This is a genomic window from Nocardioides aromaticivorans (assembly GCF_013408525.1).
Taxonomy (GTDB): Bacteria; Actinomycetota; Actinomycetes; order Propionibacteriales; family Nocardioidaceae; genus Nocardioides; species Nocardioides aromaticivorans.
The window spans coordinates 2,664,743-2,678,441 of record NZ_JACBZM010000001.1 but is presented as its reverse complement, the minus strand read 5'-3'; the positions used below and the strand labels follow the sequence as shown (position 1 = coordinate 2,678,441).

The following is a 13,699-nucleotide window of genomic DNA, read 5'->3' as shown; positions in this document are numbered from 1 at the left end:
CGTTCGACCATGGCCAAGTCGCTGTGGCGGGACCGGAACGACGCGCTCGACCCGGAGACCGACTACGTCGAGATCTACCAGAACCTCGCGCTCTACGAGTTCACCTGGGACCTCACCCAGTCGCTCAGCTTCGCCCTGTTCCGCACCTACGCGGTGCCCAGCATCGGCCGGCTGCTCGACCAGACCGGTGCCTTCACCGGCCAGGTCCAGAAGCGGTACGACGACACCGCGCTCCTGCTCGAGGCGCCCTTCGTGCACGGCTTCGACAGCGCGGCGGGCAAGACCGCGCTGCGCCGGATCAACCAGATGCACAAGGCCTACGACATCTCCAACGACGACATGCGCTACGTACTGTCGACCTTCGTCGTCGTACCGAAGCGCTGGCTCGACGACTACGGCTGGCGCCCGCTCACCGACACCGAGCTGCGCGCCAGCGTCAACTACTACCGCGCGCTCGGCCGCCACATGGGCATCAAGGACGTCCCGGAGACCTACGACGGCTTCATGCACCTGATGGACGACTACGAGCGCGCCCACTTCGACTTCGACGCGGGTGGGCGCCGCGTCGCCGACGCGACCCTGCGCCTGATGACGACCTTCTACCCGCGCCCCGTGCGCAGGCCGGTCGAGGTCTTCAGCCGCGCCCTCATGGACGAGCCGCTGCTCGACGCCTTCGCGTACGTCGACCCGGGCCCGCTCGCCCGTCGGCTCAGCCGCGCCGCGATGAGGGCCCGTGCGAGGCTGCTGCGGCTCACCCCGTCCAACCGCGTCCCGACCTTCACCGCGGACCTGCCGCGGATCAAGAGCTATCCGGGCGGCTACGCCCTCGGCGAGCTCGGGACCTTCCCGGTGCCCGGCGTCGCGGGCTGCCCGGTGCGGCACGCGGAGGCCACGACCCCGGCGGACCCGACCGTCAGCCGAAGCGGCGGTTGAGCTTCTCCCGCGCCGCGGCCGCCTTGGCCTCACGGGCGGCCTGACCGCCCGGGTCCCGGCGGTTCAGCACGTGGATCGCGAACCCGGACCCGACCGTGATCAGGACGAGCAGCACCGAGATGCCCACGTGGCCGAGCGGGGGCAGGCCGAACACGCCCCCCAGCCCGGCCTTGGCCCAGCGGCGGCCGTCCTCTCCTTGGACGCCGATGATGTGGTCGTCGTGGTAGATCCCGTGCACGTCGCCGTCCACGCTCGGGCCCCACTCCAGCCGCAGCCCGTCGCGCTCGCCGTCCGCGGCCTCGAAGGTGGCCTTGCCCTTCTTCCGCTCCTTCCGGCTCCTCGTGGACTTGAACTCCACGGTGCCCGGACGCAGCTCGAGGCAGTCGCTGCTCACCGTGGCCCCGCAGGCCGGCAGGTCCCGCAGGTCCGTGCGCTCCTGGTCCAACCCGACGAGCCAGACCACCGGCGCCCCGATCATGGCGACGAGGAAGACCAGGGCGAGGACCTGGCGGGCGACGGTAGCGGCCTTGGGCTCGTTGCTCTGCGATGACATGCACTACCCCCGAGACGGGCCGACCCGAGCGTCGGCGACCGCGGGATCATCCCACGCACGCCGGCGGCCACCCCTCCCGGATGACCGCATCTGACGACGCTCCCGCGACTCGGCCCGGGATCAGCCGCCGAACTTCGGCGCCCGCTTCTCCACGAACGCGGCCACGCCCTCGCGCCCGTCGGGCGACCCGGCCAGGGCGCGGATCGAGAGGGACTCCTTGCGCAGCGCGGTCTCCGGGGCGGGCGCGACGACCTCGCGCAGCAACCGCTTGGCGGCGGCGTTGGCGGAGGCGGAGCCGGCGGCGAGGGTCGAGACGACCTGCTCGGCGGTGGCCGCCAGCTCGTCGGCGGGGACGACGCGGGCGACCAGGCCGGCGTCGTACGCCTCCTGCGCGGTGAGCAGGTCGCCCAGGATCGCCAGGCGCAGGGTGCGGTGGAGGCCGAGGCTGTGCACGAGCAGCGAGCTGCCACCGTCGGGCGAGAGGCCGACCTTGGTGTAGGCGAGGCTGAACTTCGCGGAGTCCGCGGCGAGCACGATGTCGCCGACGGCGGCGAGCGGGAAGCCGGCGCCGGCGGCGGTGCCCTGCACGACGGTCACGACGATGGCCTCGGAGCGGACCAGCTCGCTGACCACGCGGTGCAGCGCCTCGGCGAGGTCGTCGATGAAGGCCTGGACGTCGTCGGCCCCGGCGAAGGCCCCGAGGTCGCCGCCGACCGAGAAGAAGCGGCCCTCGGCGGCCAGCACGACCACCCGGGCGCCGTCACGCTGCGCGCTGCGCACGGCGGCGTGGAGCTCGGCGACGGAGTCGAGGTGGACGGGGTTGCCGTTGCCGCCGTCGGCGAGGGTGATCCGGGCGACGCCGTCGGCGTGCTCGTAGCGGACGAAAGTCATGAGTGGGTCCTTCGGTCGATCGGTTCAGCGGAACTGGTCGTGCAGGGCGGCGGGGAGCTCGAAGAGCGGGTCCCGCATCAGCTCGGCGCGGCCGAGCGTGGTCAGGTGGGCCTCGTCGGGGCCGTCGAAGATCCGCATCGCGCGGTGCCAGCCCCACAGGGCGGCCAGGGGCGTCGCGTCGCTGATGCCGGCCGCACCGTGCAGCTGGATCGCGCGGTCGATGACGGAGAGCACCGCACGCGGCACGGCGACCTTGGCGGCGGCGATCAGGTGGCGCGCGGCCTTGTTGCCCTCCGCGTCGACCGTGTACGCCGCCAGGTGGCACAGCGCCCGCGCCTGGTCGAGCTCGATGCGGGACTCCGCGATCTTCTCGCGGACGGCCGACTGCTCGGCCAGCAGGCCACCGAACGCCGTACGCGACTTCGAGCGCGCCACCATCATGGCCAGCGCCCGCTCGCCGGCGCCGAGCGCGCGCATCACGTGGTGGATCCGGCCCGGGCCGAGCCGCATCTGGGCGGCGGCGAAGCCCCCGCCCTCCTCGCCGAGCAGGTTGCCCACCGGGACGCGGGCCTCGGCGAACTCGATGACGCAGTGGCCGTGCTGGTCCTGGTGGCCGAAGACCGGGTAGGAGCGCTTGATCTCCACGCCGGGGGTGTCGACCGGGACGATCACCATCGACTGCTGGCGGTGCGTGGGCGCCGTCGGGTCCGTCTTGCCCATGACGATGAGGACCTTGCAGCGCGGGTCGGCGGCGCCGGTGATCCACCACTTGCGGCCGGTGATGACGTACTCGTCGCCGTCACGCACGATCGACGTCTCGATGTTGGTGGCGTCGGACGACGCGACGGCCGGCTCGGTCATCGCGAACGCCGAGCGGATCTCGCCGTCGAGCAGTGGCTGCAGCCACCGCGCCTGCTGCTCGGGCGTGCCGACGAGGTGCAGCAGCTCCATGTTGCCCGTGTCGGGCGCCTGGCAGTTGATGGCCTCGGGCGCGAGCTCCAGGCTCCAGCCGGAGAGCTCGGCGATGGTGGCGTACTCGAGCTGGGTCAGCCCGGACTCGCTCGGCAGGAAGAGGTTCCACAGGCCCCGCTCGCGCGCGCGGACCTTCAGCTCCTCCACGACCGGCGGCACGGTGTGGTCGTCGGGGCCCTTCTCCTCGCGGTACCGGGCGTAGGACTCCTCGGCGGGGAACACGTCCTCGGCGAGGAAGGCCTTCATCTCCGCGAAGCCCCGCAGGGCCTGGTCGCTGGGCGCCGGGAACGCGGGGTACATCGCCGTGCCGGTCATGGGCCCACTATGGCCCACGGCTCACGCGGCGCAGTTGCCGGTGTCCGCCTCGCGATCGTCGGTCCCGGGCGCCGTCCCGGCCTCGGCGCTGTCCTCGACCTGCTTGGCAGTCAGCGCGTAGCCGGTCTCGGGGTCGGTGACGGACGCGGCGAACACCACGCCCGCGACCTTGCCCCGCGGCGTCACGATCGGGCCGCCGGAGTTGCCCGGCCGGACCAGGCCGCGCAGCGAGAACACCTCGCGGACCACCGTGCCGGAGCCGTAGATGTCGGGCGAGCGGAGGTTCTGCATCGCGCGGATGCGGCCGGTCTGCGCGTCGAACGGCCCGTCCTGCGGGTAGCCGATGATCGCGACCGGATCCTCGGCCTGGGCGGTGTCGTCGAAGTCCAGCACCGGGGCGTCGCCCGTGTCGAGCGCCAGGACGGCGATGTCGAGCTCGCGGTCGTAGAGCACCACCCGGGCCAACTCCTCCCCGTCGCCGATGCTGACCGTGGGGTCCTCGACGCCGGCGACGACGTGGGCGTTGGTCATCACCCGGTTGCGGGCGAAGACGAAGCCGGTGCCCTCGACGCCGCGTCCGCACTTGTTGGCCCCGCGGATCTTCACCACGCTGGGGCGTACGGCGCGGACGGCGGCCGACTTCGGCAGGTTGGCCGGTCCGGGCTGGACCTCCACGATCCGCTCGGGCGCGAAGGGCTCGAGGTAGCGCGGGAAGAAGCCCGTGCCGACGACGTTGTTGAAGGCCTGCAGCGCGTTCGGGGCCGACTTGGGCAGGACGTCGTTGACCTTGCCGAGCACCACGGAGCTGCGGACCATCGTCGTGACCGAACCGATCCGGGTGCCGCTGATCGCGACGCCCAGCGCCCAGGCCACGAGCAGCACCGCGAGCGCGCTCAGCAGCGCGCCGCCGACCGCGTCGAGGGCGCGCGCGGGCTGCCAGGTGATCCGCTCGCGGACCCGCGCGCCGGCGTACTGCAGGAGGGCCTGGCCCAGCGAGGCGCACAGGATGACGATGAAGAGCGCGCCCAGCGAGACCGCCAGCGACGGCTCGAGCCGGCTCAGCAGCAGTGGCGCCAGGAAGATCCCGGCGAGGCCACCGGCCAGCAGGCCGATCGTCGCGAAGGCGCCGGTGACGAAGCCCTGCCAGTAGCCGGAGAGGGCGTAGGCGAGGACCAGGAGGACCAGGAGCCAGTCGAGGACGTTCATCAGCGCTCGGGCTCCAGGATGTCCATGCCGTCGTCCCCGTCCGCGCTCGGCGCGGACGTCCGGCGGACGTACTCGGCGAGCATGTAGTCGGGGAGATCATGCACCGGCGGGTCCGCCACTGGTGGGAGCCACCCGAGGAAGTCGAAGAACCGGGTCAGGATGCCGCCGGTGAACCCCCACAGGATCACGTCCTTGTCGGGGCCGATCAGGAAGCCCGGACCGGTCCAGCCGCCCGGGTGCCGGACCTGGATCCGGTGCTCGGGGTCGAAGAGCTCGGTCAGCGGCACCCGGTGGATGGCGTGCACCTCCTCCGGGGAGGCGACGCGGATCGGCCCGGGCTCGCGCCACCAGCCGAGGATCGGCGTCACGGCGAAGTTGGACGGCGGCAGCCACAGCTCGGGCAGCTTGCCGAAGACGGCCACGCCCGACGGGTCGACGCCGATCTCCTCGTCGGCCTCGCGCAGCGCCGCCTCCACCGGGGTCTCCCCCGGGTCGATGCTGCCACCCGGGAAGGACACCTGACCCGGGTGGGAGCGCATGTCGTGGGCGCGCTCGGTGAGCAGCACGTCGCGGTCACCGAACAGCATGAGCACCGCGCCGCGACGGACCTCGCGGCCCGGCGGCGGGAGGAAGGCGGTCAGGTCGCTGCCCTCGATCGACCGCGCGCCCTCGGCGACCGGCAGCAGCCAGTCGGGGAGGTCGGCGGGCAGCTCGGCCGGCACGTCGGTCGGGAGCCCGGTCACGACGCCCTCCCCGCTGCGGTGAGCTCGATGCCGAGGTTGTCCTCGGCCATCGTGACGATCTCCGCGAGCGAGTCGATGCCGCCGGCCCTCTGCTCGAACGAGCCGTCGGCCCTGACGAACACGAACTGCGGCAGGACCTGCAGCACGAGGTCGCTCTCCTGCAGGTCGCCGCACGGGTCGGCCGCCGACGGGTAGGTGACGCCCTTGATCCGGGCGAAGTCGATCGCGGCGCCGGGGTAGGTGTCGAGGAAGTTCACGCCCAGCAGGGGCACCTGGTCGCCGTACTTCTCGTGGAACTGCTGCAGGACCGGCATCTCCTCGCGGCAGGGGCCGCAGGTCGTCGACCAGAAGTTGATGATCGCCGGGCCCTTCACGTCGGCCAGCGACATCGAGGCGGTGCTGCCCAGGCAGTGCAGCGAGATGTCGGGGAGGTCGGAGGCGCCCGCCGCGGTGGGCAGCTCGGTGCAGTCGGCGATCCCCGCTGCCTCGCGGTCGCTGACCAGGTCGGGGGTGTCGACGTCGACCTTGCAGGCCAGCGCCGCCGGCCCGCTGCCGTCGCAGGAGGTCAGCAGCACGGCGACCGCCGCCAGCCCGACCACCCGGGCCGCCCGGGCCGCCCGCGCACCCCGCATCAGTTGGGGCCTTCGGTGCGGACGAGCTTCTCCGCCTCGACCGGGTCCGTCGGACCGGTGCCGTACGACGGGCACCACCGCGCGACGGGACAGGCACCGCAGGCGGGCTTCTTGGCGTGGCAGCGGCGCCGGCCGTGCCAGATCAGGTGGTGCGACAGCATCGTCCAGTCGCGCTTGGGGAAGAGCGCGCCGATGGCGTGCTCGACCTTCACCGGGTCGGTCTCGTCGGTCCAGCCGAGGCGGCGCGCGAGCCGGCCGAAGTGCGTGTCGACGGTGATCCCGGGGATGTCGAAGGCGTTGCCGAGCACGACATTGGCGGTCTTGCGGCCCACGCCCGGCAGCGTCACCAGGTCCTCGAGCCGGGCGGGCACCTGGCCGTCGTAGCGCTCGACGAGGGCCGCGCTCAGCTTGAGCAGCGACTCGGTCTTGGCCCGGAAGAAGCCCAGCGGACCGACGATCTGCTCCAGGTGGGCGCGGTCGGCGGCCGCCATCGACGCCGGGTCGGGGTAGGCCGCGAAGAGGATCGGCCGCACCAGGTTGACCCGCTTGTCGGTCGTCTGCGCGGACAGCACGGTGACGACGAGGCACTGGAACGGGTTGTCGAAGTCGAGCTCCGCCTTGGCGTCCGGGTAGGTCTCGCCGAGGACCCGGTCGATCTTGCGGGCCCGCCGCACCAACTGGGTCGACGTCTCCTCGGTGGTGTCGATCGGCCGCACGGGAGCCACCCTACGGGGCGCTGCCGACAGCCGGATCCGCGCCAGTCGCAAGGGGACATGCCGGACGCGGCGCTAGGTGTGACATGCCGCACTGGCTAGGATGCCGCCGACCGGGATTTATGTGACTTTGGAGGAAGCGTGGACAACGACGTACTCCGTCAGGCGCCACTGTTCAGTGCCCTCGACGACGAGGCCATGGCAGCGCTGCGCACGTCGCTGGCCACGACGCGGCTGCGCCGCGGTGAGGTTCTGTTCCACGAGGGAGACAGCGGCGACAAGCTGTACGTCGTCCTCGAGGGCAAGGTGAAGCTCGGGCGTACGTCGTCCGACGGCCGCGAGAACCTCCTGGCGATCATGGGCCCCGGCCAGATGTTCGGGGAGCTCTCGCTCTTCGACCCCGGCCCGCGGTCCGCGACCGTCACGGCCGTCACCGACGCCGAGTTCGCCTCGCTGTCGCACGAGGACCTGCTCCGCTGGCTCGAGGGCCGTCCGGTCGTCGCCCGCGGCCTGCTCGCCCAGCTCGCCGGCCGCCTGCGCAAGGCCAACGACGTCGTCGCCGACCTCGTCTTCTCCGACGTGCCCGGCCGCGTCGCCAAGGCGCTGCTCGACCTCGCCGACCGCTTCGGCCGCACCGCCGACGACGGTGTGCACGTCCACCACGACCTCACCCAGGAGGAGCTCGCCCAGCTGGTCGGCGCCTCCCGCGAGACGGTCAACAAGGCGCTCGCCGACTTCGCCTCGCGCGGCTGGCTGCGCCTGGAGCCCCGCTCCGTCGTGATCCTCGACATGGAGCGGATGTCGCGCCGCGCGCGCTGACCCCGCTCGACCCGAACGCCGCCGGAGCCCACGGGGTCCGGCGGCGTTCGTCGTCCTCAGGCCAGCGGCCGGCTCTGCAGGTACGCCCGCGTCGCCTCGTCGGCCGGGTAGAACGCCTCGATCGCCAGCTCGCTCAGGGTGACCTCCCGCGGCGTCCCGAAGACCGTCGTGGTCGAGATGAACGACAGCACGTTGCCGTCCGGCATCCGCAGGTCCATGGGTACGACGAGCGCCGACGACGTCACGGGCTCGACTCCCCCCTCGCTGACCTCCGCGAGGAGCGCGCCCAGCTCCGGGTCGCCACTGGCGTCGTACTCGTGGCGGAGGCGCTCGGCGAGGTGGGCCCGCCATTCCTGCAGGTTGGCCAGCCGACCGCCCAGGCCACGGGGGTGGACGGAGAGCCGGACGACGTTGATCGGCGGCTCGAGGAGGTCGGCGTCGATGCCGTCGAGGAAGGCGTAGGCGGCGTCGTTGGCGGCGACCAGCTCCCAGTGCCGGTCGACGACGAGCGCCGGGTAGGGCAGGTGGCCGCGCAGGATCGTCTCCAGCGCGGCGTTGGCCTCGGCCATCGGCGGGTCGGAGAGCTGCAGCTCGGGGTGGGCGGGCGCGTGGCCGGCCGCCAGCAGCACCTGGTTCTGCTCGCGCAACGGAACCTCCAGGAAGTCGCACAGCCGCATCACCATCGCGCTCGTCGGGCGGGAGCGGCCGGTCTCGATGTAGCTGAGGTGGCGGGTCGAGACGTCGGCGCGGCTGGCCAGCTCGAGCTGAGAGAGGTGGCGGCGCTGCCGCCACTCACGGATGAGGGTTCCGGCGGGGGCGTTCACGCTCGCCAAACTAGCCAGCGCGCTGCGGGCTGGCCATGACCTCCGGGGTCATGGGGGGTGGGTCAGCGGGCGGCGAGGTAGGCCAGCTGCGCGCGGACCGACCACTCGGCCGCGCCCCACAGGGACTCGTCGACGTCGGCGTACACGACCTCGACGACCTGGCGCGGCAGCGTCGGGTCCTCCGCGACGTCGGGCGGCAGGGTCGCGCGGGACAGCCCGAGCCGCGCCAGCGCGCCCTCGACCTGCGCGAGCCGCTCGCGGCGGTGGACGACGTAGTGGTCGAGGACGGCAGCGCCATCGGGCAGCACCGGACCGTGGGCCGGCCACAGTGACGCCGCGCGGCCGTCCGTCACGAGGGCGCGCATCCGGGCGATGGAGTCGAAGTAGGAGCCGAGGTCGCCGTCGGGGTGCACGATCACGGTCGTCCCGCGACCCAGCACCATGTCACCGGTCAGCAGCGCCTTGTCGGCCTCGACGAGCAGCGAGATCGAGTCCGTCGTGTGGCCCGGCGTGGTCAGCACCTCCACGTCGAGGCCGCCGACGGAGATCACCTCGCCGTCACGCAGCGGGTCGGCCCGCCAGCACTGCTGGGCGTCGAGGCCGCGCACGCCGCAGCCCATCCGCTCGGCGAACGAGCGCGCCGCCTCGGTGTGGTCGAGGTGGTGGTGCGTCACGACGACCTGGTCGACGGTGCCGGCCACCTCCGCGACCGCGTCGAGGTGCTCGTCCATCAAGGGGCCGGGATCGACCACGATCGAGCGCTCGGAGCCGGGCTCGCGCAGGATCCAGGTGTTGGTGCCGTCGAGGGTCATCAGCCCCGGGTTGGGGGCGAGCACGCAGCGGCCGCGGTCGCCGTACTCACCGCCGTGCCAGGGCTCCACGTCACGCCCTCCGCGCCGCGACCAGCGGGCGCAGCTCGTCGGGCATCGACAGCGTGAACCCGTCGCCCAGCGGCTCGACCTCGGGCATGAACATCGTGACGCTGCGCTCCGCGCTGGCCGCGAGCACCCCGTCGACGCCGTCGACGGCACCGAGGGTGCCGATCTCCAGGCACGTGAGGTACGTCGGCGGCAGCATCGCGAGCTCGCCGCGGTCCGCCTGGTCGGCGGCCTCGGCGGCCGGCAGCCAGACCACCTCCGACGACTCCGTCGAGACGTCGCGCGTCACCTGACCCTCGGGCAGCTGGGCCACGAAGAACCACGTGCGGTAGCGCTTGGGCTCGAAGACCGGGGTGAGCCAGCCGCTCCAGATGCCGAGCAGGTCGGTGCGCAGGACGAGCCCGCGCCGGGTGAGGAAGTCGGTCAACGAGAGCTCGCGCGACTCGAGCGCGACCCGGTCGGCCTCCCAGTCGTCGCCGGTGGTGTCGGCGACGACGTCGTCGGCGGAGGTGCCGGCCAGCAGCACGCCGGACTCCTCGAAGGTCTCCCGCACGGCCGCGCACACCAGCGCCCGCGCGACGTCCTCGGTCGTGCCGAGCCGGGCCGCCCACTCGGCGGGCGTCGGGCCGGCCCAGGCGACCTCGTGGTCGTAGTCGCGCGGGTCCACGCCGCCGCCGGGGAAGACGCACATCCCGCCGGCGAAGTCCATCGTCACGTGCCGGCGCAGGAGGTAGACCTCCGGTGCGCCGTCGGGCCCCGGCCGCTGCAGGACGACCGTCGCGGCGTCACGGGGCTCGGCTGCCTGGCGCGTGCCGGCGGCGTACTCCCGCGCGACGGAGGCGAGCTGCTCCGGAAGCGGCACCGGCGGCAGCGGAATCCGCCGATTGATCGGCCCGAGCGCGTCTCCGCCAGCGCCGCCGGGCGAGGTCACCCCAGCACCTCGGCGACGACCTCGACCTCGACGGTCGCGTCGAGGGGCAGGGCAGCCACGCCGACGGCGGAGCGGGCGTGCACGCCGAGGTCGCCGAAGACCTGGCCGAGCAGCTCGGAGGCACCGTTGGCGACCGCCGGCTGGCCGGTGAAGTCGGGCGTGGAGGCGACGAACACGACGACCTTCACGATCCGGATGCCCTCGAGCGTGCCGGTCACCGAGCGGATCGCCGCGAGCGCGTTGAGCGCGCACTGCTGCGCCGCCTCGGTCGCCTGCTCGGGCGTCGCGGTGTCGCCGACCTTGCCGGTCGCGACGAGCGCGCCCTCACGCATCGGGATCTGGCCGGCCGTGAACACGTGGGCTCCGCTGCGGACCGCCGGGACGTACGCCGCCACGGGCGGGACGACCTCCGGGACGCTCAGGCCGAGCTCGGCGAGCCGCTCCTCGGGGGAGGCCACCGCTCAGCCCTCGGCCGGGCGCTTGAAGTACGCGATGTCGTTGCCGCCCTGGCCCGGGACGAGGGTGACGAGCTCCCAGCCGTCCTGGCCGAAGTTGTTGAGGATCTGCGCCGCGACATGGTTGAGGACGGGCGCCACCTGGTACTCCCACTTGGTCATGCCGAGCACGATACTCAGGCACGATGCTGTGGTCGCCGTCACATCGTGTGCGACGATGCGGCCCGTGAGCCTCGACAACGCCGTGTGGTTGCTGACCGGGCTGGCCGCGGTCGTCGTACTCCTCACCAGGATGCGGCTGGCCTCGGAGCAGTCCCAGGCCGGGCACGCCCTCGTGCCGAAGTCCGTGGTCAACGCCCACACGCTGGTCGGCGTCGTCGCGCTGGCGGTCTGGATCGCCTACCTGTCCTCGCCCGGCGGCGCGCTCGGCGCGGTGGCCCTGGTCGTGTGGTGGATCGAGGTGCTCATCGGGATCCTGATCCTCGCCCGCTGGATGTCCGGCTCCGGCAAGCACGCGACGGCGACGACCGGCGACAGCTGGGGCGAGGGCCCGGCGCTGTCGATCCTCGGGCACGTCGGGATGCTGCTCGGCATCAGCTTCTTCACCTGGGTCGTGCTGGCCGACAAGCTGGGCTGACCCGTCGGCTCAGCCGTAGCGGTTCACGACCCACAGCAGCTCGCGGTAGGCGTCGTCCTCCTCGGGCGGCGGCGGGTCGACGTCCTGCGTCGTGCGCAGGGTCGCCGGGTCCACGGGCGGCGGCAGGTGCCTGAAGCGCTGGGCGCTCGGGTGCTCGGCCATGACGACTCCTTCCGACGCCTCGAGCGTACGTCGGCACCGGTCCGCCCGGAAGGTGATCGCGGATCATCCCGTGGTCTGACGTGGCACCGGGCCTGCCCCTCTACGGTGGTGCGGTGGCGCGTCAGGAGAGGCAGCCGCTGCGGCTCGGCCCGCGCGGCGAGCGGTGGTTCGACCTCGGGCTGACCCTGTTCCTACTGCTGCCGGTCCCGGTCGTGCTGCTCGCGGTCTCGCCGCTCGACGCCGGGCTGATGACCGCGCAGATCGTGCCGCTGCTGTGGCGCCGACGCCACGCGGTCGTCGTCTTCGCCGTGGTCGCGAGCGGCAGCGCGCTGCAGTGGCTGCTGACCGACTACCCGCTGTGGAGCCAGCTGGCGTTCCCCGTCGCGACCTACTCCGTCGCCCGGTACGCGCCACCCACGCGGGCCGCGGCAGCGCTCGCGGTCGGCCTCGCCGGGGCGGTCGTCGCGGCGCTCGACTGGCTGCGCGGGTACGGCGCCGACCAGCTCACCGCGCAGAACGTCACCGCCTACGCCGTCACCATCGCGCTCTTCGTCGTCGTCGCGTGGACGCTCGGCACCCTGGGCCGCACCCGCCAGGCGTACGTCGACGCGCTGGTCGAGCGCGGCGAACGGCTCGAGCGCGAAGCCGCCCAGCAGGCAGCCCTCGCGGCGATGGAGGAGCGGCACCGGATCGCCCGCGAGATGCACGACGTCGTCGCCCACAGCCTGACCACGATCGTGGTGCAGGCCGACGGCGCGGGGGCGGCGGCGCAGCAGGACCCGGCGGTCGCCGTACCCGCGCTGGAGACGATCGCCGGCACCGGCCGCGAGGCGATCGCCGAGCTGCGGCGGATGCTCGGCCTGCTGCGTTCGGAGGAGGCCGGCGTGCCCGCGCCGCAGCCGCGGCTGACCGACCTGCCGGGCCTTCTGGAGGAGGTCCGCGCGGCCGGCACCCCCGTCGACTGGGAGCTCGCGGAGCCACCGGCGGTGTCCGACGGTGTGGCGCTCACCGTCTTCCGGATCGTCCAGGAGGCGCTCAGCAACGTGCGCAGGCACGCCGGCCCCGGCGCCGCCGCGACCGTGGCCGTGCGCGCCGAGGGTGCCGACATGGTGGTCGAGGTCCGTGACGACGGTCGCGGCGCCGGTGCGTACGACGACGGCCGCGGCCTGGGCCTGACCGGCATGCGCGAGCGGGTGGCCGCGCACGGCGGGACGCTGGCCGCCGGACCCGCGCCGGGAGGCGGCTTCGCCGTGTGCGCGAGGATCCCCCGGTGACTGCCTCCGAGCCGATCCGGGTGTTCCTCGTCGACGACCAGGAGCTGGTGCGCGCGGGCTTCCGGATGCTGATCGACAGCCAGCCGGACCTCACCGTGGTGGGCGAGGCCGGCGACGGCGGCGAGGCCCTCGAGCGCCTGGCCGTCACCGGCTGCGACGTGGTGCTGATGGACGTGCGGATGCCCCGTCTCGACGGGGTGGAGGCCACGCGGCTGCTGGCCGAGCGGCCCGGGGCACCGCAGGTGATCGTGCTGACGACCTTCGACCTCGACGAGTACGCCTTCGCCGCGATCCGCGCCGGCGCGGCCGCCTTCCTGCTCAAGGACGCCACGCCGGCGACCCTGCTGGGCGCGATCCGCACCGTGCACGCGGGCGACTCCGTGGTCGCGCCGAGCACCACCCGGCGCCTGCTCGAGCACTTCGCCACCGCACTGCCCGACCCGGCCGTCCCCTCCCCCGACGAGCGGCTCGCCACCCTCACCGAGCGTGAGCAGGAGACCCTCGTGCTCGTGGGCCGCGGGCTGTCCAACGGCGAGATCGCCGCCGAGTTCGTGGTGTCGGAGGCGACGGTGAAGACGCACGTCAGCCGCCTGCTCGCCAAGACCGGCTCCCGTGACCGGGTGCAGCTCGTGGTGCTGGCCTACGAGACCGGGCTCGTCACGCCCTGACGTCGCGCCACCGCCCGGTCGTCGACCTCCTCGACCACCCGGTCCTCCCGGGTCAGCCCGGCGTCGTACACGGGGATCAACCCGTGGCCTGAC

General features: G+C 73.2%; 18 protein-coding genes. 5 read left to right on the top strand and 13 right to left on the bottom strand.

The features are described from left to right. The first annotated feature begins 9 nt into the window (after positions 1–9). On the top strand, positions 10–933 hold the full coding sequence (locus BJ993_RS12655; protein WP_179649060.1) for an oxygenase MpaB family protein: 924 nt from the start codon (positions 10–12) through the stop codon (positions 931–933). Here the strand turns inward: BJ993_RS12655 and BJ993_RS12650 are convergent. The 7 genes from BJ993_RS12650 to nth all read right to left on the bottom strand — a co-directional run bounded on the left by BJ993_RS12650 (position 914) and on the right by nth (position 6,961). Further along, on the bottom strand, positions 914–1,486 hold the full coding sequence (locus tag BJ993_RS12650) for a hypothetical protein (RefSeq protein WP_179649059.1): 573 nt from the start codon (positions 1,484–1,486) through the stop codon (positions 914–916). The two genes, BJ993_RS12655 and BJ993_RS12650, sit on opposite strands and share 20 nt — an antisense overlap. Before the next feature lie 120 nt (positions 1,487–1,606). Then, on the bottom strand, positions 1,607–2,377 hold the full coding sequence (locus BJ993_RS12645; protein WP_179649058.1) for an enoyl-CoA hydratase/isomerase family protein: 771 nt from the start codon (positions 2,375–2,377) through the stop codon (positions 1,607–1,609). A gap of 24 nt (positions 2,378–2,401) precedes the next feature. After that, positions 2,402–3,664 carry an acyl-CoA dehydrogenase family protein gene (locus tag BJ993_RS12640; RefSeq protein ID WP_257026873.1) on the bottom strand — a complete coding sequence of 421 codons (1,263 nt, stop codon included), beginning with the start codon at positions 3,662–3,664 and terminating at the stop codon, positions 2,402–2,404. A 21-nt stretch (positions 3,665–3,685) separates the two neighbouring features. Then, positions 3,686–4,870: a MarP family serine protease gene (locus tag BJ993_RS12635; RefSeq protein WP_179649057.1), complete on the bottom strand. Its 1,185-nt coding sequence runs from the start codon at positions 4,868–4,870 to the stop codon at positions 3,686–3,688. After that, a complete protein-coding gene (locus BJ993_RS12630) occupies positions 4,870–5,613 on the bottom strand; it encodes an NUDIX hydrolase (protein ID WP_308645557.1) in 744 nt (247 codons plus the stop codon). The genes BJ993_RS12635 and BJ993_RS12630 overlap by 1 nt, the downstream gene beginning before the upstream one ends. Beyond that, complete coding sequence (locus BJ993_RS12625) at positions 5,610–6,245, bottom strand: TlpA family protein disulfide reductase (protein ID WP_179649056.1); 636 nt, start codon at positions 6,243–6,245, stop codon at positions 5,610–5,612. The genes BJ993_RS12630 and BJ993_RS12625 overlap by 4 nt, the downstream gene beginning before the upstream one ends. After that, complete coding sequence (gene nth / locus BJ993_RS12620) at positions 6,245–6,961, bottom strand: endonuclease III (protein WP_179649055.1); 717 nt, start codon at positions 6,959–6,961, stop codon at positions 6,245–6,247. Before nth ends, BJ993_RS12625 begins: the two co-directional genes overlap by 1 nt. Positions 6,962–7,099: 138 nt before the next feature. Here nth and BJ993_RS12615 point away from each other — a divergent pair, with 138 nt between their 5' ends. Next, positions 7,100–7,777: a Crp/Fnr family transcriptional regulator gene (locus BJ993_RS12615; RefSeq protein WP_036549995.1), complete on the top strand. Its 678-nt coding sequence runs from the start codon at positions 7,100–7,102 to the stop codon at positions 7,775–7,777. 56 nt (positions 7,778–7,833) lie between these two features. Here BJ993_RS12615 and BJ993_RS12610 read toward each other — a convergent pair whose 3' ends face one another. From BJ993_RS12610 to sp36, 5 genes are all read right to left on the bottom strand, one after another. Further along, complete coding sequence (locus BJ993_RS12610; protein WP_242530465.1) at positions 7,834–8,601, bottom strand: helix-turn-helix domain-containing protein; 768 nt, start codon at positions 8,599–8,601, stop codon at positions 7,834–7,836. 62 nt (positions 8,602–8,663) lie between these two features. Further along, positions 8,664–9,482, bottom strand: coding sequence for an MBL fold metallo-hydrolase (locus BJ993_RS12605; RefSeq protein ID WP_242530464.1), 819 nt, complete (start codon positions 9,480–9,482; stop codon positions 8,664–8,666). Position 9,483: 1 nt separating this feature from the next. Next, positions 9,484–10,341, bottom strand: a complete 858-nt coding sequence (locus tag BJ993_RS12600) for an NUDIX hydrolase (protein WP_308645556.1) — start codon at positions 10,339–10,341, stop codon at positions 9,484–9,486. Positions 10,342–10,406: 65 nt separating this feature from the next. Beyond that, complete coding sequence (locus tag BJ993_RS12595) at positions 10,407–10,868, bottom strand: RidA family protein (protein WP_036549990.1); 462 nt, start codon at positions 10,866–10,868, stop codon at positions 10,407–10,409. Between the two features lie 3 nt (positions 10,869–10,871). Next, complete coding sequence (gene sp36, locus BJ993_RS12590) at positions 10,872–11,027, bottom strand: Sp36 family protein (RefSeq protein WP_162851546.1); 156 nt, start codon at positions 11,025–11,027, stop codon at positions 10,872–10,874. A gap of 64 nt (positions 11,028–11,091) precedes the next feature. Between sp36 and BJ993_RS12585 the strand changes: the two genes are divergently transcribed. After that, positions 11,092–11,502 carry a hypothetical protein gene (locus BJ993_RS12585; protein ID WP_036550587.1) on the top strand — a complete coding sequence of 137 codons (411 nt, stop codon included), beginning with the start codon at positions 11,092–11,094 and terminating at the stop codon, positions 11,500–11,502. A gap of 9 nt (positions 11,503–11,511) precedes the next feature. Here the strand turns inward: BJ993_RS12585 and BJ993_RS12580 are convergent, their stop codons facing one another. Further along, the gene (locus BJ993_RS12580) at positions 11,512–11,664 is read right to left on the bottom strand and encodes a hypothetical protein (protein ID WP_179649053.1); all 153 of its coding nucleotides are present in this window, start codon (positions 11,662–11,664) and stop codon (positions 11,512–11,514) included. Positions 11,665–11,777: 113 nt separating this feature from the next. Between BJ993_RS12580 and BJ993_RS26360 the strand changes: the two genes are divergently transcribed. Together BJ993_RS26360 and BJ993_RS12570 are read left to right on the top strand one after the other, a co-directional pair. Beyond that, positions 11,778–12,938 carry a sensor histidine kinase gene (locus tag BJ993_RS26360; protein ID WP_179649052.1) on the top strand — a complete coding sequence of 387 codons (1,161 nt, stop codon included), beginning with the start codon at positions 11,778–11,780 and terminating at the stop codon, positions 12,936–12,938. Then, positions 12,935–13,606 carry a response regulator transcription factor gene (locus BJ993_RS12570; protein WP_036549989.1) on the top strand — a complete coding sequence of 224 codons (672 nt, stop codon included), beginning with the start codon at positions 12,935–12,937 and terminating at the stop codon, positions 13,604–13,606. The genes BJ993_RS26360 and BJ993_RS12570 overlap by 4 nt, the downstream gene beginning before the upstream one ends. Positions 13,607–13,699 lie beyond the last annotated feature (93 nt).

What these genes read in the sequence shown, in the direction of transcription:
- BJ993_RS12580 (WP_179649053.1), bottom strand. Translation starts at nt 11,664, where the DNA reads ATGGCCGAGCACCCGAGCGCCCAGCGCTTCAGGCACCTGCCGCCGCCC.
- BJ993_RS12625 (WP_179649056.1), bottom strand. Translation starts at nt 6,245, where the DNA reads ATGCGGGGTGCGCGGGCGGCCCGGGCGGCCCGGGTGGTCGGGCTGGCG.
- BJ993_RS12635 (WP_179649057.1), bottom strand. Translation starts at nt 4,870, where the DNA reads ATGAACGTCCTCGACTGGCTCCTGGTCCTCCTGGTCCTCGCCTACGCC.
- BJ993_RS12655 (WP_179649060.1), top strand. Translation starts at nt 10, where the DNA reads ATGGCCAAGTCGCTGTGGCGGGACCGGAACGACGCGCTCGACCCGGAG.
- BJ993_RS12640 (WP_257026873.1), bottom strand. Translation starts at nt 3,664, where the DNA reads ATGACCGGCACGGCGATGTACCCCGCGTTCCCGGCGCCCAGCGACCAG.
- sp36 (WP_162851546.1), bottom strand. Translation starts at nt 11,027, where the DNA reads ATGACCAAGTGGGAGTACCAGGTGGCGCCCGTCCTCAACCATGTCGCG.
- BJ993_RS12650 (WP_179649059.1), bottom strand. Translation starts at nt 1,486, where the DNA reads ATGTCATCGCAGAGCAACGAGCCCAAGGCCGCTACCGTCGCCCGCCAG.
- BJ993_RS12645 (WP_179649058.1), bottom strand. Translation starts at nt 2,377, where the DNA reads ATGACTTTCGTCCGCTACGAGCACGCCGACGGCGTCGCCCGGATCACC.